The organism is Mycolicibacterium sp. TUM20985 (assembly GCF_030295745.1).
In the GTDB taxonomy this organism is placed as follows: Bacteria; Actinomycetota; Actinomycetes; order Mycobacteriales; family Mycobacteriaceae; genus Mycobacterium.
Map to the genome: position 1 here is coordinate 1,897,663 of NZ_AP027291.1, position 20,081 is coordinate 1,917,743.

General features: G+C 65.5%; 17 protein-coding genes. 14 read left to right on the forward strand and 3 right to left on the reverse strand.

The window, feature by feature from the left end; genetic code table 11:
• Positions 1–3: 3 nt before the first annotated feature.
• Genes QUE68_RS09340 through QUE68_RS09355 form a run of 4 tightly spaced genes read left to right on the forward strand, consistent with a single transcriptional unit; the run spans position 4 to position 5,557 of the window.
• Positions 4–2,577 carry an FAD-binding oxidoreductase gene (locus QUE68_RS09340; RefSeq protein ID WP_286275476.1) on the forward strand — a complete coding sequence of 858 codons (2,574 nt, stop codon included), beginning with the start codon at positions 4–6 and terminating at the stop codon, positions 2,575–2,577.
• A 34-nt stretch (positions 2,578–2,611) separates the two neighbouring features.
• The gene (locus tag QUE68_RS09345) at positions 2,612–3,667 is read left to right on the forward strand and encodes an alpha/beta fold hydrolase (protein ID WP_286275477.1); all 1,056 of its coding nucleotides are present in this window, start codon (positions 2,612–2,614) and stop codon (positions 3,665–3,667) included.
• Positions 3,667–4,782 (forward strand): 3,4-dihydroxy-2-butanone-4-phosphate synthase, encoded by a 1,116-nt coding sequence (locus QUE68_RS09350; protein WP_286275478.1) that lies wholly within the window; start codon positions 3,667–3,669, stop codon positions 4,780–4,782. Before QUE68_RS09345 ends, QUE68_RS09350 begins: the two co-directional genes overlap by 1 nt.
• A 4-nt stretch (positions 4,783–4,786) precedes the next feature.
• Positions 4,787–5,557, forward strand: a complete 771-nt coding sequence (locus QUE68_RS09355) for an SDR family oxidoreductase (protein ID WP_286275479.1) — start codon at positions 4,787–4,789, stop codon at positions 5,555–5,557.
• Positions 5,558–5,565: 8 nt separating this feature from the next.
• Here the strand turns inward: QUE68_RS09355 and QUE68_RS09360 are convergent, their stop codons facing one another.
• Complete coding sequence (locus QUE68_RS09360) at positions 5,566–6,780, reverse strand: TetR/AcrR family transcriptional regulator (protein ID WP_286275778.1); 1,215 nt, start codon at positions 6,778–6,780, stop codon at positions 5,566–5,568.
• A 640-nt stretch (positions 6,781–7,420) separates the two neighbouring features.
• Between QUE68_RS09360 and QUE68_RS09365 the strand changes: the two genes are divergently transcribed.
• The 10 genes from QUE68_RS09365 (at position 7,421) to QUE68_RS09410 (ending at position 17,621) form a co-directional block, all read left to right on the forward strand.
• A complete protein-coding gene (locus QUE68_RS09365) occupies positions 7,421–8,131 on the forward strand; it encodes an MlaE family ABC transporter permease (RefSeq protein ID WP_286275780.1) in 711 nt (236 codons plus the stop codon).
• Positions 8,132–8,139: 8 nt separating this feature from the next.
• Positions 8,140–8,994 carry an ABC transporter permease gene (locus QUE68_RS09370; RefSeq protein WP_286275480.1) on the forward strand — a complete coding sequence of 285 codons (855 nt, stop codon included), beginning with the start codon at positions 8,140–8,142 and terminating at the stop codon, positions 8,992–8,994.
• A 4-nt stretch (positions 8,995–8,998) separates the two neighbouring features.
• Positions 8,999–10,360, forward strand: coding sequence for an MCE family protein (locus QUE68_RS09375; RefSeq protein ID WP_286275782.1), 1,362 nt, complete (start codon positions 8,999–9,001; stop codon positions 10,358–10,360).
• 34 nt (positions 10,361–10,394) lie between these two features.
• On the forward strand, positions 10,395–11,423 hold the full coding sequence (locus tag QUE68_RS09380; RefSeq protein ID WP_286275481.1) for an MCE family protein: 1,029 nt from the start codon (positions 10,395–10,397) through the stop codon (positions 11,421–11,423).
• Positions 11,408–12,706 (forward strand): MCE family protein, encoded by a 1,299-nt coding sequence (locus QUE68_RS09385; protein WP_286275482.1) that lies wholly within the window; start codon positions 11,408–11,410, stop codon positions 12,704–12,706. Before QUE68_RS09380 ends, QUE68_RS09385 begins: the two co-directional genes overlap by 16 nt.
• On the forward strand, positions 12,703–14,013 hold the full coding sequence (locus tag QUE68_RS09390) for an MCE family protein (RefSeq protein WP_286275483.1): 1,311 nt from the start codon (positions 12,703–12,705) through the stop codon (positions 14,011–14,013). Before QUE68_RS09385 ends, QUE68_RS09390 begins: the two co-directional genes overlap by 4 nt.
• Positions 14,010–15,143: a virulence factor Mce family protein gene (locus QUE68_RS09395; protein ID WP_286275484.1), complete on the forward strand. Its 1,134-nt coding sequence runs from the start codon at positions 14,010–14,012 to the stop codon at positions 15,141–15,143. Before QUE68_RS09390 ends, QUE68_RS09395 begins: the two co-directional genes overlap by 4 nt.
• Positions 15,144–16,592 (forward strand): MCE family protein, encoded by a 1,449-nt coding sequence (locus tag QUE68_RS09400; RefSeq protein ID WP_286275485.1) that lies wholly within the window; start codon positions 15,144–15,146, stop codon positions 16,590–16,592.
• 76 nt (positions 16,593–16,668) lie between these two features.
• The gene (locus QUE68_RS09405) at positions 16,669–17,103 is read left to right on the forward strand and encodes a CAP domain-containing protein (RefSeq protein ID WP_286275784.1); all 435 of its coding nucleotides are present in this window, start codon (positions 16,669–16,671) and stop codon (positions 17,101–17,103) included.
• 38 nt (positions 17,104–17,141) lie between these two features.
• Positions 17,142–17,621: an SRPBCC family protein gene (locus QUE68_RS09410; protein WP_286275487.1), complete on the forward strand. Its 480-nt coding sequence runs from the start codon at positions 17,142–17,144 to the stop codon at positions 17,619–17,621.
• A gap of 106 nt (positions 17,622–17,727) precedes the next feature.
• Here QUE68_RS09410 and QUE68_RS09415 read toward each other — a convergent pair whose 3' ends face one another.
• Positions 17,728–18,834 carry an acyl-CoA dehydrogenase family protein gene (locus QUE68_RS09415; RefSeq protein ID WP_286275488.1) on the reverse strand — a complete coding sequence of 369 codons (1,107 nt, stop codon included), beginning with the start codon at positions 18,832–18,834 and terminating at the stop codon, positions 17,728–17,730.
• A 9-nt stretch (positions 18,835–18,843) separates the two neighbouring features.
• Positions 18,844–20,019: an acyl-CoA dehydrogenase family protein gene (locus QUE68_RS09420; protein WP_286275489.1), complete on the reverse strand. Its 1,176-nt coding sequence runs from the start codon at positions 20,017–20,019 to the stop codon at positions 18,844–18,846.
• Positions 20,020–20,081 lie beyond the last annotated feature (62 nt).

The following is a 20,081-nucleotide window of genomic DNA, read 5'->3' on the forward strand; positions in this document are numbered from 1 at the left end:
GTCGTGGTTGTTCATCAGGTCACCGTCCGCTACTCGGACGGGACGCACAGGCAGATGCCGGTCACGTCCGATCAGACCATTCTCGAGGCGGCCGAAGAGCACGGTGTCGCGATCGTCAATGAATGCCAGAGCGGGATCTGTGGAACGTGCGTTGCCACCTGTGCGCTGGGCGACTACGAGATGGGGCGCACCGAAGGCCTCTCCGACGTCGAGCGCGACGAGCGAAAGGTTCTGACCTGTCAGACCTTCACCGAATCCGATTGTCTGATCGAACTGCAGTACCCGGCCGACGACAACGCGGCGCGGCTTGTTACCGGGACCGGTGTGGTGGCGTCCGTCGAGCACGTCTCGGCCAGCACCGTGCTCCTGCGCGTCGACGTGTCGTCGATGGCCGACGCTCTGGTGTACCAGGCGGGCCAGTTCGCCCAGTTGAAGGTGCCCGCCACCACGTCGTGGCGCAACTACTCCTATGCCCATCCGGCCGACGGTCGCAGCGAAGTCGAGTTCATCATCCGGTTGCTGCCAGAAGGCGTGATGTCGGACTATCTGCGGGACCGGGCCAAGCCAGGGGATCGGATCGCGGTGCGTGGGAGCAAGGGCAGCTTCCACCTTCGTCAGGTCGTGCGGCCGGTGGTCTTGGTCGCCGGCGGCACGGGCCTGTCGGCCATCTTGGCGATGGCGGAGGAGTTGGCGGCCAATGCCGACGGCGGGACCTCCGGGCTCCCGGTCCATCTGCTCTACGGGGTCACGGCCGTCGAAGAGCTCTGCAAACTCGACGAGTTGGAGTCGCTGACACGTCGGGTGCCCGGCCTGCAAGTGCGAACGATCGTTGCTCGGGCTGATGAGAACTGGGATGGGCCAGTCGGATTCGTGACCGATCTGCTCGATGACGACATCCTCAACGGCGGTGACGCCGACCTCTACCTCTGCGGCCCGAGTGCGATGATCGAAGCCACCCGGAGCTGGCTGGACGACCATGACGCCCAGCGGGCCGGTCTGTACTACGAGAAGTTCGTGTCAAGTGGTGCGGCCCGGCGGTGCATCCCGCCCTTTCTGGACTACGCCGACCTGGACCTTCCGCGACTACGCGAACGCGGTCGGGGCACGGCGGTGGTCATCGGCGGCAGCATTGCCGGCATCACCGCGGCCAAGATGCTCACCGGGGCCTTCGATCACGTCATCGTCCTGGAGAAGGACGGTCCGCACACGCGCCGGGAGGGCCGCCCGGGTGCCGCGCAGGGCTGGCATCTGCACCACCTGCTCACCGCGGGTCAGCTCGAGTTGGAACGGTTCCTTCCTGGCATCGTCGACGACATGGTCCGCGAGGGTGCGTTCAAGGTCGACATGGCCGCGCAGTACCGCATCCGGTTGGGCGGAGCCTGGAAGAAACCGGGCACCAGTGACATTCAGATCGTGTGCGCGGGGCGTCCGCTGCTCGAATGGTGTATCCGGCGCCGACTCGACGGCGACCCGCGCATCAGCTTCCGCTACGAGTCCGAGGTGGTCGACCTGGTCTACGACCGCGACGGCAACGCGGTGATCGGCGTGGCTCTGGCGAATCCGGACGCCGGCCCGGCCGAGCCGGCGTTGGAGATCGTGGCCGCCGAATTCGTCGTCGACGCCTCCGGCAAGAACACCCGGGTGCCGGAGTTCCTGGACCGCATCGGCATCGGCGCCCCGGAGCAGGAGCAGGACATCATCAACTGCTTCTACTCGACCATGCAACACCGGGTACCGCCGGATCGCCAATGGCAGGACAAGGTGATGGTGATCTGCTACGCGTACCGCCCCTATGAGGACACCTACGCCGCGCAGTACTACGTCGACAGTTCGCGCACCCTGCTGTCCACCTCACTGGTGGCCTACAACTGCTACTCACCGCCGAGAACCGAAAGGGAATTCCGAGAGTTCGCCGACCTGATGCCCTCACCGGTGATCGGTGAGAACATCGACGGGCTCGAAGCCGCCTCGCCGATCTACAACTTCCGCTATCCGAACATGCTGCGGCTGCACTATGAGAAGAAGCGCAACCTGCCTCGCGGGCTGGTGGCGGTCGGTGACTCCTTCACCAGCGCTGATCCAGTATCCGGGTTGGGAATGACGTTGGCGCTCAAAGGAGTCCGTGAATTGCAACTGTCGCTGGCAAAGTATGGGCCGGGCCATCCCGACCTGCCCCGGCGCTACTACCGGGCGATCTCGAAGTTGGCCGACACCGCCTGGTTCGTCATTCGCGAACAAAATCTGCGCTTTCCGTGGATCAAGGACGTCGGCAAGAAGCGTCCGTTCTACTTCGGCGTTCTGACCTGGTACATGGACCGCTTGTTGGAACTCGTACACGACGACCTAGATGCCTATCGCCAATTCTTGGCCGTCGTCCATCTGGTGAAGCCGCCATCGGCGCTGATGACGCCCAGAGTCGCCGGCCGGGTGATCGGCAAGTGGGCGCGGACACGACTGTCGGGTCAGCAGACCCTCATAGCCCGCAACTACGCGAACCGTTCCGGGCCGCCGCAGGAAGTGTCGACCCGCTCCGAGATCATCCAGGCGGCCACCCACACGGAGATGTTCACGCACTGAGTGTTCGGTGAACACCGAACGGAGAGAGGCGAAGATGACCCAGCTTCATCGAAACCTGAACTGCCGGGGCACGCGCATCCATGCCGTGGAGGAGGGTGAAGGCCCGCTGGTGGTTCTGATCCACGGTTTCCCGGAATCCTGGTATTCCTGGCGCCACCAGATTCCGGTGCTCGCCGCGGCGGGCCATCGCGTGGTAGCCATCGATCAGCGCGGATATGGACGGTCGTCGAAGTTTCGAGTCCAATCCGCTTATCGCATCGGTGAATTGGTCGATGACATCTGCGGTGTGCTGGATGCCTACGGTGCCGACGAGGCCGTGGTGATCGGTCATGACTGGGGCGCCCCGGTGGCCTGGACGTTTGCCTGGTTGCATCCGGAGCGCTGCACCGGTGTCGTCGGGATCAGCTGTCCCTTCGCCGGCCGCGGTGTGATCGCACTGCCGGGCAGTCCGTTCGGCGAGCACCGTCCCAATGACTACCATCACGCGCTTGCCGGGCCCGGCAAGGTCTGGTACCAAACCTATTTCTCCGAGCAGGACGGGATCATCGCCGAAGCGGAGGAGGACGTGCGCCGCTGGCTGCTCGGGCTGACCTACACCGTCTCCGGGGACAACATGATCGCCGCAACCCGGGAAGCCGCTGCGGCGGGCGTCGACCTGGCAGCCATGGATCCGATCGACGTGATCCGGGCCGGCCCGCTGTGCATGGACGCCGGCGCACGACTCAAGGATGCGTTCGTCTATCCCGAGCGGATGCCCGACTGGTTCACCGTTGCCGATCTCGACTTCTACGCAGGGGAATTCGAGCGTTCCGGCTTCGGCGGCCCGTTGAGTCTCTATCACAACATCGATGCCGACTGGCACGACCTCGCGGATCAGGCAGGTAAGCCATTGACGCCGCCGGCAATGTTCATCGGCGGTCAATACGACGTCGGCACCACATGGGGCGCCGAGGCTGCGGCTCGCGCTCACGAGGTGATGCCCAACTATCGCGGCACCCACATGGTGGCCGACGTCGGGCATTGGATACAGCAGGAAGAGCCCAAGGAAACCAACCGCCTGTTGCTCGACTTCCTGGCCGGGCTCGGTTAGTGCGGACCACCGACGTCCGGGTGCGCCGCGCGGTCGCCGCGGTGGCGGCGGGCCGGCCCGTCGTGGTCACCGCTGGTACCGACGGTGCCGGGCAGGGCTATCTGGTCTTCGCGGCCGACGCGGCCACGCCGAGACTGCTTGCCTTCACCGTCCGGCACACCTCGGGCCTGGTCCGTATCGCGTTGCCCGTCAGCGAATGCGAGCGCCTGAACCTTCCGGCAATGTGCCTGCGGCCGGCAGCGGGCTCCGACGCCGCCGCGCAACGGGTGACCGTGGACTGGCGAGGCACCGGTACCGGGATCTCGGCGACTGACCGGGCCCGAACGATCGCGGCGCTGTCCGCACCGCAATCCGACGCCTCGGATTTTCACCGACCGGGCCACGTACTCCCCGTGATGGCCGAACTCGGGGGAGTGCTCGCTCACCCGGGACCGGCCGAGGCTGCGTTCGACCTGGCCCGGCTCGCTGGTCGGGGGAGGGCAGGGGCGTTGTGCGACATCGTATCCCGCGATCACCCCACCGAGATGGCCGGTCGCGCCGAGTCGGCCGAGTTCGCCGATGAGCATGGACTTGCCCACGTTTCGACCGCGGACCTTGCGGCGTACCGGCGGCGCACCGAACCGCAGGTCACTCGGGTAGCCGAGACGATTCTGCCGACCCGCAGCGGTGACTCCCTCATCGTCGGCTTTCGCGGTGTGTCCGACGACCGCGAGCACTTGGCGATCGTCGTCGGGGCGGTGGGCGTCGACCAGCCGTTGCAACTGCATGTCCACGTCGAGTGCCTCACCGGGGACGTATTCGGCTCGACCGCGTGTCGATGTGGCGGCGACCTCGATGGTGCGCTGGCGTCGATGGCGGCTCACGGCGGCGGTGTGGTCATCTACCTGCGCCCGCAGGGACCGGCACGCGGCTGCGGACTATTCGAAGGTGAAGCACCCGCGGCAGACCTCGTGGCGGAGACGGTGGAATGGATTCTCCGCGATCTCGGGCTGTACACGATCAAGCTGTCCGAGGACGCCCCTGCGCTTGGTCTGGTGATGTTCGGGGACATTCGAGACACGAAATGGCACAACGGGTATCGAGGTCTTCCCGCCATGGCCGCAGAAGGGGCATGACCTGATGACGCATGAAGACCTAGCCGGCAAGGCCGCGATCGTTACCGGAGTCGGCGCGGGGATCGGCCTGGCGGTGGCGCAGCGACTCGCCGGCGAGGGCTGCCGCGTGCTGTGCGCGGACATCGACGGTGCCGCGGCCGAAGCCGCGGCGGCGAAGATCGGTGGTGGCGCGGTCGGCCACACGGTAGACGTCAGCGACGAAGGGCAGGTAATCGGCATGGTGGCGGCCTGTGTCGCCGAGTTCGGTGGACTCGACAAACTGGTGTCGAATGCGGGCATCGTGCACTTCGCCTCGATTGCCGACACGACGGTGGAGGATTTCGACCGGGTGTTGCGCGTCAACCTGCGCGGTGCCTGGCTGTGCACCAAGCACGCCGTACCCCGGATGGTGGAGCGCGGCGGCGGCGCCGTCGTGAACATGTCGTCGTTGGCGGGGCACATCGCGGCAGCGGGCAGCGCCGCCTACGGTATGTCGAAGGCGGGGATCATCCATCTAAGCCGGATCACCGCCGCCGAATTCCGTTCTGTCAACGTGCGATCCAATGCGCTGCTACCGGCCTTCGTGGATACACCAATGCAGCAGACCGCAATGGCGGCATTCGACGAAGTGCTCGGCGACGGGGGTGCGGCCACGATGGTCGATCGTCTTCAGGGCCGGATGGCCAGTCCGGACGAGATGGCGGGTGTGGTGGCGTTCCTACTGTCCGATGACGCGTCGATGGTGACCGGCACCGCCCAGTTCGCCGACGGCGGGACCAGTTGCGCGATTTGGTGACGATGGCGTCAGGACGGTTCGCCCGCCGGCGATCGGCTAGTCAGAATCGACAGCGCGATGGCGGTGATCTCCTCGGCCACCCCGACGTTGCGGGTCAGGTGCCAGGTCCGGGCGACGTCCTCGATGAAGCTGGTCGCCGCCGCGACGAGCAGTCGCGCCTCGGCGACCGTCGTCCGCGGGACGAGCTCCCGGATCAGGTTGAGCCACTCGGCTTCCCGATCGGCCCGGTTCCTGGCAAATGCTTCGCTGACATCCGCAGAGGCGTGCGACAGTTCGGTGATCGACACGGCGACGAGATCGGGGTCGTCCAGACTGATGCGGACGTGGCCCTCGACGAAAGCGCGGAGCCGTTCCGACGGTCCTAGACTTGCGCGCAGGACGCGGATGCACTCCAGGCTCCGCCATTCATCGAGGCGCCGGATGAGCGCGTCGAGGATCGCCTGTTTGGAGGCGAACGAGCGATACAGTCCCGGGCCGGCTATCCCGGCTCCCTTGCCGATGTCACTGGTGCTGACCGCGGGGTAACCCCTGGCGCGGAACAGGTGCGCACCGGTGGCCAGCAGAGTCTCCCGTCGGGAGTACGGCGAAGAGTCACCAATGGGCAGTCGATCGTCGGCGTTCAGCTCGCGCACTGGCGGCGTGCGGGCGGCTGCCATACATGCTTGGTAGAGAAGGGCATTCAGCTCCTCGCCCGGCAGGCTCAGGTTGTGCAGTCCCAAGCTGGTGACCGTGCTGGACACCGCCCAGGCCCGCAGTTCGGAGTGCTGGGGACTTAGGTCCGGTATCTCCAGACAGACGGCGTCGTCCATGCCCGCGACGATCGCATTGATGCGACGTCGGACGTCGGCGCGCTCGCCGTCGTCGAGGTAGCGGGCTTCGCGCTGCCACAACACCGTCAACGACCGTGTGGCGATGGCCGCGGCGATCAAATTGGGTAGCTCGACACTGAGCGGCGGTGTTGGCGAGTCCGTTTCGTGGTTCCTGGGCCGGGTGGCGTTCTGGTACTCGTTCTGTCCGGCGAGGATCGCCGCCGCCAGCAGTGCCTGTTTGTTGTCGTAGTGGCGGTACAGCGCACGCGCGGTGACGCCGGCCGCCTCGGCGATCTCTTCGAGCGTCACCGAATGGAAGCCGCGGTCGATGAACAACCGAACGGCCTGTTCGAGGATCTGGTCCTTGCGGTCTTTCGGCCGGCGTCGGACGCGCGGTACGACGGTCTCCGCCACCGACGTCACCTCCCCTCCGGCCCGCTCCGAACCCTCCGACGAATCCTGCCAGAACCATCCCTGGGCGCCGCCCTGGGTGGCCGCGCGCCGCACACCTGTTTCAGCCCGGTCCTGAAGTCCCGAACAATCCGGCAACCAGCCACATCCAGGTAGTCGTGAAATACATGATGAGCTGAGAATAGCCGCTGGCGTGCGGGCGGGAGCAGGATTGCGCAAAATCAACCCGTATCGGCTATGGACATAGATCAGGCCGTCGGCGTACTCTCGTCGACGTCGACCATTGCGCGTCAAGGAGCGGCCCATGAAGCAGTCGGGCTCGGCTAGCAAATTCCGAGTCAGGTGCGGGAGCCAAGCCAACGGCTAATACCAAGGGAACAGTTACGTACCTCGAAGGGGAGATAAGCAGGCCTAAGGGCGCAGAGTTCACCACCGGCAGGGGTACGTTCCGTCCGAATCGGCAAGGTCCAAACCGTCATCTTCATCGTCGTGAGCAATGCGATCACGGCCACGTCTGGTGGGAGGAGCGATCCGTGTGCAATGTCCTCGATCGTCCAGCAACCTCACTGGCAGGAGTGATGTAGTGACGACCGGTGTACGGACAGCTTCCAAGCCGTTGGTGGCCGTGGGCGGATTCTTCGCCATGTCGCTCGACACCTTCGTCTTCATGGTCAAGCCGCCGTTCGCGTGGCGTGAATACGTGCTTCAGTCCTGGTTCGTCGCGCGGGTCTCGGTGCTCCCGGCGTTGATGCTGACGATGCCGTATTCGGTGTTGCTGGTGTTCACGTTCAACATTCTGCTCAAAGAGTTTGGCGCCTCGGACTTCTCGGGTACCGGGGCAGCGATCGGCACGGTCAATCAGATCGGTCCCATCGTGACGGTGCTGGTGGTGTCGGGGGCCGGTGCGACCGCGATGTGCGCCGACCTCGGAGCGCGCACCATCCGCGATGAACTCGACGCGCTGCGGGTGATGGGTATCAACCCGATTCAGGCGCTGGTAGTTCCGCGTGTGCTGGCAGCGACGACGGTGGCCTTGGCGTTGTCGGCAACGGTGATCATCGTCGGGTTGGCGGGGGCGTTCTTCTTCTGCGTCTTCGTGCAGCATGTGTCCGCAGGTGCGTTCATCACCGGGATGACGTTGTTGACCGGCGCGGGTGATGTCATCGTATCCCTCACCAAGGCAACCCTCTTCGGGCTATCTGCGGGGTTGATCGCCTGCTACAGGGGCATTTCGGTGCAGGGCGGGCCTGCTGGCGTCGGCAACGCGGTCAACGAGACCGTCGTCTTCACCTTCATGGTCCTGTTCGCCATCAACGTCATCGTGACCGCCGTCGGCATTCAGTTCACGGTGTAGAGGTCGAGATGAGCCTGACACTTCCCAGCACGCAGCACCCGCGATTGGCGCGGTCGGTGAACCACATCGTCGGAGGGTGGAACCAGATCGGCGCTCAGGCGCAGTTCTACGCCAAGACGGTCGGTGCGATTCCCGACGCCGTCATCAACTACCGCACCGAGCTGCTGCGCTTGATCGCCCAGATGGGTTTGGGCACCGGTGCTCTCGCGGTGGTCGGCGGAACGGTGGCGATCGTCGGCTTCCTGACGATGACGACCGGCGCCTTGGTGGCGGTGCAGGGTTACAACCAGTTGGCGTCGGTGGGGTTCGAAGCGCTGACCGGTTTCGCCTCGGCGTTCTTCAACGTCCGACTCATCGTGCCGGGGACCACCTCGGTGGCGCTGTCGGCCACCATCGGCGCAGGCGCCACCGCGCAATTGGGGGCGATGCGGATCAACGAGGAGATCGACGCGCTCGAGGTGATCGGCATCCGCAGTGTGTCCTACCTGGCGTCGACGCGCGTGGTGGCCGGTGTGATCGTGGTGATCCCGCTGTACTGCATCGCCGTGATGATGGCGTTCCTGGCGGCACGGCTGGGCACCGTCGTGGTCTATGGGCAGGGCTCGGGAGTCTACGACCACTACTTCAACACGTTCCTGAACCCGACGGACCTGATCTGGTCGTTCGGGCAGTCCGTGGCGATGACCGTCGTCATCATGCTGGTACACACCTACTACGGCTTTACGGCGAGCGGCGGACCGGCTGGCGTCGGGGAGGCCGTCGGTCGCGCCGTGCGCACTTCGATGGTGGTGGCTTCCGTTGAGATCGTGATGATTTCGTTGGCCGTCTATGGGCAGTCCGGCAACTTCAACTTGGCGGGCTGACGTGTTGCCACCCAGAGCCGGCGAGGCACGCATCCACACCGCCTGGTGGACCGTGATCCTGTTGGCGGTGATCGTCGCGTTCCTGGTCGTCACGGCTGGGGTCTTCGCTGGAGTGGGCAAGTCCTACGTGCCCGTGACGCTCGAGTCGGACCGGTCGGGTCTGGTGATGGAGACCGACGCCAAGGTCAAGATGCGCGGTGTCGAGGTCGGCCGGGTCCGGGACATCGTCGGTCGCCACGGGACCGCTGAGCTGCAGTTGGACATCTATCCGGGACAAATTCAGTTCATCCCCGCCAACGTCGACGCTCGGATTCAAGCCACGACGGCGTTTGGTGGCAAGTTCGTCGACCTCGTCTACCCGGCCGAGCCCAGTACCGAGAGCCTCACGGCGGGTGCGGTGTTGACGTCGGCGAACACCAGCACCGAAGTGAACACGGTGTTCGAGAACGTGGCCGATCTGCTGCAGATGGTCGATCCGGCCAAGCTGAACGCGGTGCTCACCGCGGTCGCCGAAGGGGTGCGCGGCAAGGGCGAGCGGATGGGCGAGGCCATCACCGCACTCAATCAGGTTCTCGCGGCGTTGAACTCGCGAAGCGACACCATCCGCGAGGATTGGCGCTCCTTCGCCGACTTCAACGCGACCTACGCCGCGGCGGCCGACGACATCGTCGAAGTTCTAGATGCCACGAGCACGACGGCGACGACCGTGGTAAACCATGCGCAGCAGTTGGATGCTCTGTTGCTCAACGCCATTGGCCTGTCGACCTCCGGTACGAGTCTCCTGGCAGCGAGCAAGGATGACTTCGTCGGGGCGATCAACACCCTCGCTCCCACCACGGATCTGCTGCTGAAGTACAACCCGGTCTACACCTGTTGGCTCCAGGGCTCGACGTGGTTCCTCGACAACGGCGGCTTCGATGTGTGGGGCGGCGCCAACGGTCGTTCGATTCAACTCGACGTCGGATTGCTTCTGGGCAACGACCCGTACAGTTACCCCGACAACCTGCCAAGGGTGGCGGCGAAGGGCGGCCCTGGCGGACAGCCCGGCTGCGGATCGCTACCCGACGCGACGAAGAACTTTCCAGTGCGGCAACTCATCACCGATACCGGCTTCGGCACCGGCCTGGACATTCGGCCCAACCCCGGGATCGGCAGGCCGTGCTATGCCGACTACTTCCCGGTGACACGGGGCACCCCGCGGCCACCGTCGATCCGCCAGTGTCTACCGGGACCCGCACCGGGGCCGATTCCCCATCCGGGTGCGCCGCCCTTCGGTGCCGCGCTCTACGGACCGGGTGGTGTCCCGCTGTGGCCGGGTGTGCCGCCTGCCGAACCCGGACCGGCAGCGCCACCCCCGGCGCCGTGATCGCCGAGCGCTACCAGGAGAGAGGACGGACACCATGAAGGACGACTTCAAGGGAGCGGCGTGGCGTCTCGCCGTCTTCCTGACGGTGTGTGCACTCGGTGCGTTTTTGCTGTTAACGGTGTTCGCCCAGTTTCGATTCGACGGCGGCAAGAGTTACTTCGCGGAGTTCACCAGTGTGTCGGGCCTGAAGGACGGTGACATGGTGCGCGTCGCGGGCGTGGAGGCAGGTCAGGTCAAGGAGATCTCCTTCAACCCGGATGCGACTCTGCGGGTCGAGTTCTCGGCCGACGACACGCTCGTCATCACCGAGGGGACCCGCGCGGCCATCCGCTACGACAACGTGATCGGTGGCCGGTACCTGGCGCTCGAGGAGGGGCCGGGCGGAATGCACGCGATGCAGGCGGGCCAGACCATTCCGGTGGCCCGCACGGCGCCGGCACTGGACCTGGACTCGGTGATCGGTGGATTCAAACCGCTGTTCCGGGCGCTGAATCCCGAGCAGGTCAATGCGCTCAGCGGTCAGTTGACGGCGGCGTTGCAGGGCCAGGGACCCAACATCGGGTCATTCCTGAATCAGGCTGCGGCCGTGACCAACACGTTGGCCAACCGGGATCAGCTGATCGGTCAGGTCATCGACAATCTCAACGTGGTACTAGGCTCTCTCGGTAGTCAGAGTGACCGGCTCGACACAGCCGTGACGTCGCTTTCGGAGCTGGTTCACGGACTCGCCGACCGCAAGGCCGACATCTCCAACGCGGTCGCCTATACCGACGCCGCCGCCGAGTCGATCGCCGACCTCCTGGCGCAGTCGCGGGAACCCCTCACGAAGGTGGTTCACGAGACCGACCGGGCCGCGTCAATCGCGGTCGCCGATCACGAATATCTGGACAAGATCCTGAACACGCTGCCGGACAAGTATCGAGCGCTCGCGCGCCAGGGGATCTACGGCGACTTCTTCAGCTTCTACCTGTGCGAGATCGTGCTGAAGGTGAACGGCAAGGGAGGTCAGCCGGTGTATGTGAAAGTGGCGGGCCAGGACTCGGGGCGGTGCACACCGAAGTGAAGTCATTCAGCGAGCGCAATCCACTCATCATCGGGGCGATCGGCGCCGCCCTGGTGGCCGTGCTGGTGCTGGGTGCACTGAACTACCAGAAGCTTCCGATTCTCAACCAGACCAAGAGCTATTCGGCCTACTTCGCCGATGCGGGCGGACTGTTCACCGGTGCTGGCGTCCAGGTGTCGGGTTACCCCGCAGGCAAGGTGTCGAGCATCAGCCTCGACGGAGCGCAGGTGCTCGTCACGTTCACCGTCGACGACAGCGTACGGATGGGAGAGGACTCGGAGGCCGCGATCAAGACGAAGAGTCTGCTCGGCACCAAGGTCCTCGACGTCACGCCGCGTGGCGGTGGGTCGCTCAACGGGCCGATCCCGCTGAGCCGGACGGTGTCGCCGTACCAATTGCCCGACGCCCTCGCCGATCTCGCGAAGACGATCAGTGGTCTCGACACCAATCAGCTATCCGGTTCCCTGTCCACCTTGTCGGACACGTTCGCCGACACGCCTGACGAACTGCGCAATGCGGTGCAGGGAGTAGCCCGGTTCGCCGAGACGATCAACACCAGGGACTCGCAATTGCGTTCGCTATTGGACAACGCCGCGAAAGTCACCGGTGTGCTGGCGAAGCGCACCGATGCGATCGTGAGCCTGGTCGGGGACACCAACGCGTTACTCGCGCAGCTTCGCATCCAGAGCGCGGCGGTGGACCGGCTATGGGACAGCATCTCGGCGGTGTCCCAACAGCTCAAGGCGTTCATCGGGGAGAACAGGGAGCAGCTCCGCCCGGCACTGGACAAGCTCAACGGCGTGTTGGCGATCGTCGACAATCGCAAGGGACGCCTCCAGGAGGCCGTCAAGCTCCTCAACACCTACGCGATGTCGCTGGGGGAGTCGGTGTCCTCCGGGCCGTTCTTCAAGGCATACGTGGCGAACCTGCTGCCGGGCCAATTCGTGCAACCGTTCGTCGACGCGGCCTTCTCCGATCTGGGTCTGGATCCCAACGTGCTGTTGCCCTCGCAACGGACCGATCCGCAAACCGGCCAACCGGGTACTCCGCCGCTCCCCGTTCCGTACCCGCGGACCGGTCAGGGCGGAGATCCCAATGTGACTCTGCCGGAGGCGATTACAGGCAACCCCGGTGATTCCCGCTACCCGTATCGCGAGCCGCTACCCGCGCCGCCCCCCGGCGGGCCGCCGCCGGGACCACCGGCCGATGTGCCGCCCGCACCGACTCCGTCAGCCGTGTTCGTTCCCGCCCCAGGCGAAGTCGGTCCGGACGGTCAGCCATGACGACGCGCCCCAGACTGGCCAGGGCCGCCCTGGCGATTGCACTGACCCTCACCCTGATCGGCGGGGTCGCCATCACGGTGCGCGGGATGGACCGCGAGGCGCGGACCTGGGTCGTCGCCTACTTCGAGAACAGCAACGGACTATTCGCCGGCGATGACGTCCGCATCCTCGGGGTGCCGGTGGGGCAGGTCGAGAAAATCGAGCCACAGCCGCAGCGGGCCAAGATCACGTTCTGGATCGACTCTGCCTATGAGGTTCCCGCGGATGCCAAGGCGGTGATTCTCTCGCCGCAGTTGGTCACCGGTCGCGCCATCCAACTGACGCCGGCCTATGCCGGCGGACCCGCGATGGCGAGTGGCACGGTGATACCGCAGGATCACACCGCGGTGCCCGTCGAATGGGACGACGTACGCGTGCAACTCGAGAGGTTGACCAAGCTGTTGGCGCCCACCGAGCCCGGCGGGGTGAGCACGCTCGGCGGCTTCGTCGACACCGCTGCCGACAACCTGCGCGGCCAGGGTGCCAACATCCGCGACACGATCGTCAAACTGTCACAGACGATTTCGCTACTGGGCGATCACAGCGACGACATCTTCACGACCTTCCGCAACCTGTCGACGTTGGTGTCGGCCCTGCACGACAGCGCGGATGTGCTGGAGTCCCTCAATGAGAATCTGGCATCGGTGACGTCTTTGATGGCCGACGACCCGCAAGAGGTCGGACAGGCCTTCGAGGACTTCAACGGCGTCGTCGATGACGTGAAGGACTTCGCCGCCGACAACCGGGACGCCATCGGCACCGCCACCGACGAGTTGGCCTCGATCTCCACGGCGCTGGTCGAGAGTCTCGACGACGTCAAGCAGACGCTGCACATCGCGCCGACGACGGTGGGCAACTTCTACAACATCTACGAACCCGCCAACGGCTCCCTGACCGGAGCGCTGGCGGTGAACAACTTCGCCAACCCGATCTCGTTCATCTGCGGGGCCATTCAGGCGGCATCGCGGCTCAACGCCGAGACGTCCTCGAAGCTGTGCGTGCAGTACCTGGCACCGATCGTAAAGAACCGGCAGTACAACTTCCCGCCGATCGGCGAGAACTTCTTCGTCGGAGCCCAGGCTCGACCGAACGAGGTGACCTACAGCGAAGATTGGATGGCGCCCGACTTCGTCCCGCCCGCCGTCACTGACGTCTCTGCGAGCCCGCCGTTGGCCGCCGAAGGGCCCACACCCGACAGCGCCGCTGTCGCCACGGATCCGGCGGCGGGTCTACCCGGCCTTATGCTTCCTCCTGGCGGTGGATCATGAGGTGTCGGCGCGTCGTGATCGCGCTGGCCGTCGCGGTTCTCACCGCAGCGCTGGCCGGTTGCGCCGATTGGCGTGGCTTGAACACGCTCCCGATGCCCGGCACGAGGGGCGATGGTCCCGGCGCGTTCGTCATCACTGCAGAGATGCCCGACGTCAACAACATTCAACCGAACTCGCGGGTGCGGGTCGCCGACGTCACCGTCGGCACGGTGACCAAGATCGAGCGGCAGGACTGGCACGCGCTGGTCACGATGCGCCTCGACGGTGACGTCGACGTACCAGAGAACGCGACGGCGAAGATCGGTCTCACCAGCCTGCTCGGTTCGCTGCACATCGAGCTCTCGCCACCGGTCGACGAGCCGCCGCACGGGAGGCTACACGAGGGATCGGTCATCCCGCTGTCGCACGGTGCTGCGTACCCGAGCACGGAGCAGACCCTGGCCGCCCTCTCGATGGTGCTCAACGGTGGCGGCCTGGGCCAGGTTCAGGACATCACGGAGGCATTCAGCACCGCGTTCCGCGGTCGCGAGCAAGACTTACGCGGACTGATCGGCCAGTTGGACACCTTCACCGCCAACCTCGACGACCAGACCGGCGACATCATCGCCGCCGCAGAGCAACTCGACGTTCTGGCCGGTAAGTTCGCCGCTCGGCAACCCGTTCTGGACCGTGCCTTGGAGACGGTTCCGCAAGCCTTGGCCGTGCTCAACGACGAGCGGAGCAATCTCGTCGAGGCCGTCGACAAGCTGGGGAAGTTCAGCGCGTTGACGGTCGACACGGTCAACCAGTCCAAGGAGAACCTGGTCAAGGAGCTGAAGGACGTCGGCCCGGTGTTGGAATCGCTGGCCAACGCCGGCCCGAGCATGACTCGTGCGCTCAGTCTGATCCCGACCTTCCCGTTCCCCAACGAGACCATCGAGAAATGGCAGCGGGGCGATTACGCGAACCTGACGGCCATCGTCGACCTGACGCTGAGCCGGATCGACAGCGGTTTCTTCACTGGCACTCGGTGGGAGGGCGACCTGACCGAGCTGGAATTGCAGTGGGGGCGCACGATTGGTCAATTCCCGAGCCCGTATACGGCCGGCAATCCCCTTACGGTGCCCTACAACCCGAACCAGGGCCGTTAGATGCGACTCAACGGACGGATGAAGTTCCAGCTCGCGCTGTTCACCGTGATCGCACTGGCCGCGGTGTCCCTGATGGCACTTCACTTCATGAAGTTGCCCGCCAAGTTGTTCGGCGTCGGTCGCTACACCGTGACCATGGAGCTCGACCAGGCCGGCGGCCTCTACAGCGGCGGAAACGTTACCTACCGGGGTACCGAGGTGGGCCGGGTCGAATCCGTGCGGCTGACGCGGACGGGTGTGGAGGCGACGCTGTCACTGAAGTCGGGGATCGCGATCCCGTCCAATTTGCGTGCAGAGGTGCACAGCCAGTCCGCGATCGGGGAGCAGTACGTCGCTCTGCTGCCTCGCGGTGACGCACGACCGCTCCGGGGCGGCGACGTGATCGCGCTGCCCGATACCTCCGTCCCGCCGGACATCAACTCCCTTCTCGCCGCCGCCAATACCGGGCTACGTGCGATCCCGCACGACGACCTCAAGACCGTCGTCGACGAGTCCTACACCGCTGTGGGTGGACTCGGTCCCGAGCTGTCGCGCATCGTGACGGGCACGTCGGATCTGGCGATCGACGCCCGTAAGAATCTCGATCCGCTGCTCACCCTGATCGATCAGTCCCAACCCGTCTTGAACTCTCAGGCCAACACCTCAGATGCCATCCGGCAGTGGGCCTCTCACGTGGCGACGGTGACCAGCCAGCTCAAGACCCACGACCAGGCCGTCACGGGGTTGATCACCAACGGCGGGCCCGCTGCCGCCGAAGTTCAGCTACTCCTCGAGCGGGTGCGACCCACTCTGCCGGTCTTGATGGCCAACCTGGTCAGCATCGGTCAGGTCGGCATCACCTACCGCAACGACATCGAGCAGCTACTGGTGCTGTTCCCCCAGGTCGTCTCCGCGGGACAGGCTGGACTGGTGGCCAACCTCGACACCAAGCAGGCCTACAAGGGGCAATACCTGAGCTTCAATCTCAACATCAATCTGCCTCCGGCCTGCACCACCGGCTTCCTGCCCGTCCAGCAGCAGCGCACCCCGACCTTCGAGGACGCGCCCGAACCGGTCGACGGCAGCCTGTACTGCCGGGTGCCGCAGGACTCCCCGTTGAATGTCCGTGGTGCTCGCAACATTCCATGCGAAGCCGTGCCTGGCAAGCGGGCACCGACCGTGAAGATGTGCGAGAGCGAGGAAAGCTATGTGCCGCTGAACGACGGCTTCAATTGGAAGGGTGACCCAAACGCCACGCTGTCTGGTCAGGCCGTGCCGCAGTCCGACCCGGGATCGCCACCGAGTGTCGCGGCGCGACCGGCAGCACCGGAAGTTGCGGTGGCACAATATGACCCGGCCAATGGCGGCTTCGTCGGTCCGGACGGGAAGGTCTATTCGCAGACGGACCTCTCCGTAGGAGCTCAGGGAGGAAAGACGTGGCAATCGATGCTCATACCGCCGACGGGTTGACGTGATGGCTTCGCAACCCAACGCCTTCCGTGTGGCCGCAACGGTGGCGGCGGGCACTACGCTCGTGCTAACCGGCATGGCGATCGCGCCTCCCGCCGGTGCCGACAACGCGCGGCTAAACAATGCGGTGGTCTCCAACTTCTACACGGTGCAGCACCGCGCCGGATGTACCAACGACGTTCGCGTCAACCCCCGGTTGCGGCTCGCCGCACAGTGGCACACGGACGACGTCCTGAACGACCGGACCCTCGACGGAGACATCGGTTCCGACGGCAGCACGCTTCAGGATCGCGCCGCGCGCGCAGGCTTCGGCGGAGTGGTCGCCGAGACGGTCGCCATCAACCCCGCCCTCGCCATCAGCGGCGTCGAGCTGATCAACCAGTGGTACGGCAATCCGGCCTACCTGGCGATCATGCGTGACTGTGCCAACACGGAGATCGGGGTGTGGTCGGCGAACAGTGTGGATCGCACGGTCGTCGTCGCGGTATACGGGCAACCGCGCAAGACCTAAGAGTGTCGCCCTCGTCGTCGGCGGGTATGGGTACCGACATGGCAATTGCAACTGTGTCCAAGGTCGACGTCGGTCCAAAGCGCGTCGGGCGACGGGTCCTGGTGACGGCACCCGCGGCCGAGATCTTCGCACTCGTCGCCGATCCTCACCGCCACCCCGAACTCGACGGCTCCGGAACGGTGCGTGACGTGGAGGTCAAGGGGCCGCATCACCTCGCGGTGGGTGACAAGTTCACCGTGGGGATGACGCAGTACGGCCTGCCCTACAAGATCACCTCGACGGTCACCGAGCTCCAGGACGGCAAGGTCATCGAGTGGCAGCACCCGCTCGGGCACCGCTGGCGCTGGGAGCTGACCGAGGCGACGCCGGGGGACACCACGGTCACCGAGGTCACCGAGATCTTCGATTACAGCACCGCCAAGGTGCCGTTGATGATCACCGCCTTCGGCTTCGACAAGAAGAACGGCGACGGCATGGCCTCGACGCTGGAGCGACTCGCGGGCCGTTTCAGCTCCTAGCGACAGGCGCGAGCGTGCGCATTCTCCGCTTTTGCGTCGGCGTGTTGTCCGCAGACGCGCACGCTCGCGCGAGAGCGGGGGGACGGGGGGCGGGGGGACGGGGCCGCTAGAGCGAGACCGTCCCGTACGAGCCGAGGCCGTCCATCAGCGTGTGCAGTTGGTCGTCGGCTGCCCCGAGCGTCTGATCGATCGCGGTGAGGCGGGCGGCGTAATGGCCGACCGGATACTCCGCAGTGACGCCGATACCGCCGTGAAGCTGGATCGCCTCCTGCGCGATGTGTCGACCCGACCGGCTGATCTGCAGCTTGGCGCGGGCGGCGATGAGGGGATCGAAGTTCCCGTCGGCGATCGAGATGGCGGCGTAGAAGCTCATGCTGCGGGCCAACTCGAGCGAGACGTACATGTCGGCGGCACGCTGCGTGAGCGTCTGGAAACTGCTGAGCGGCACGCCGAACTGCTTGCGGCTCTTGAGGTATTCGGTGGTCAGGCGCAGGGCCTCGTCCATGGCGCCGACTGCCTCGGCGCACAACGCGGACTGGTACCGGACCAGTGCGTTCCGCAGCGGCAGCGTCGCATCGCCACCCGCGCCGAGCGGCTGCGCGGCCGCCGCATCGAGGGTCACCTGTGCGCCGCGTTGGCCGTCGAACGTGCGGAAGGCGCGCCGGGTGACGTCACCGGCGTCGACGAGGAACAGGCCAACCCCGCCGTCGGGTAACGAGGCGCTGGTGACGAGGACGTCGGCGCAGTCGCCGAAGAGTACGGGGTTCTTGATCCCGGTGATGGTCCACGAATCACCTTGGCGCTCAGCGCTCGTCGTGACACGCGTCGACAGGCCACGGACGGCGGGTTCCTGATGCGCCAGGGCGAGTAGCGTCTGGCCCTCCGCGACGGCGTCGAGCAGGTCGCGTTGTCCGTCGTCGCCGTACTCGGCGATCAGACCGCCTGGAATGAGGGCGGCCTGGGCGACCGGTTCGAGGGCCAGCCGCCGACCGATCTCGGTGAGGACCACCATCAGCTCGATCTGACCGGACTCCTCCGGAGCGAAACCCAGACCGAGTATTCCGGTTTCGGCCAATTGCGACCAGACGTCGCGGCTCCAGCCGAGGTCGGTGTCGGCGAACTTCAGTCGCGTGTCGACGTCGTAGGTGCGTGCGAGTAGTTCGCGGGTGACGTCGCGCAGCAGGCCCTGCTCGTCGGTCAGGTCAAAGTTCATGGCGCGTCCTCACAGTCCGAGAATCGTCGAGGCGATGATGGTGCGTTGCACTTCGTTGGTGCCGCCGTAGATCGAGGTCTTGCGGTAGTTCAGGTACTTCGGGGCGGCGAGCTGCGCCCACGAGGGTGAGCTGATGTCGTCACCGGCACCGAACGGGAGTGCGTCGGGACCCGCCACGTCGACGAGCAACTCGGTGACCGTCTGTTGTAGCTGGCTGCCCTTCAACTTGAGGATCGACGACGCCGGGTTCGGCTTGCCGTCGGCCTCGGATCCACTGACCCGCAGCTGCGTCAATTCCAGTGCCAGCAACTCGTTCTCGGCCACCGCCACGCGGGCAGCGAATAGCGGATCGTCGAGCAGGGTGCCGCGGTCGGTGAGTGTCTTCGCGGCCCGTTCCTTCACCTGCGACAACCACACCTTGGTGGTACCGATCCTGGCGATGCCGGTGCGCTCGTTGCCCAGCAGGAACTTCGCATACGTCCACCCGTCGTTCTCCTCGCCGACGAGCTGATCAGCGGGGACGCGGACGTCTTCGAAGAACACCTCGTTGACCTCGTAACCGCCGTCGATCAGTTTGATCGGGCGCAACGTGATGCCTGGCGTCGACATCTCCGCGAGCAGGAACGAGATGCCCGCCTGCCGCTTGGGGGCGTCCGGATTGGTGCGGGCAAGGAGGAAGATCCAATCGGCGTGCTGACCGAGCGTGGTCCACGTCTTCTGCCCGTTGATCACGTAGTCGTCGCCATCGCGGACTGCCGTGGTGCGCAGAGACGCCAGATCCGAGCCGGCTTCCGGCTCGGAAAACCCCTGGCACCACCAGATGTCGAGGTTGGCGGTGGCCGGCAGGAACCGCTCCTTGAGCTCTTGGGAACCGAAACGGGCGATCACCGGGCCGACCATGCTGGCGTTGAAGGCCAGAGGTTCGGGCACGCACGCCAAACGCATCTCGTCGGACCAGATCTGCCGCTGAAGCGGAGTCCAGTCCTGGCCGCCCCATTCGACCGGCCAGTTCGGAACGGCGATGCCGCGCGCGTTCAGGAGACGCTGTGCGGTGACGATGTCCTCTGGCATGCGGAGCTCGCCGTCGCGCATGCGACTGCGGAGGTCGGCCGGTATCTGCGTGGTGAAGAACTCGCGCATCTCGTCACGAAATGCGGTTTCGGCGTCGCTGAGCGCCAACTTCACGGTGAAACCTCCAAGGACGTGCGTGCACGGCGCCATCGCCGGTACCGGGAGTCCCCGGTACC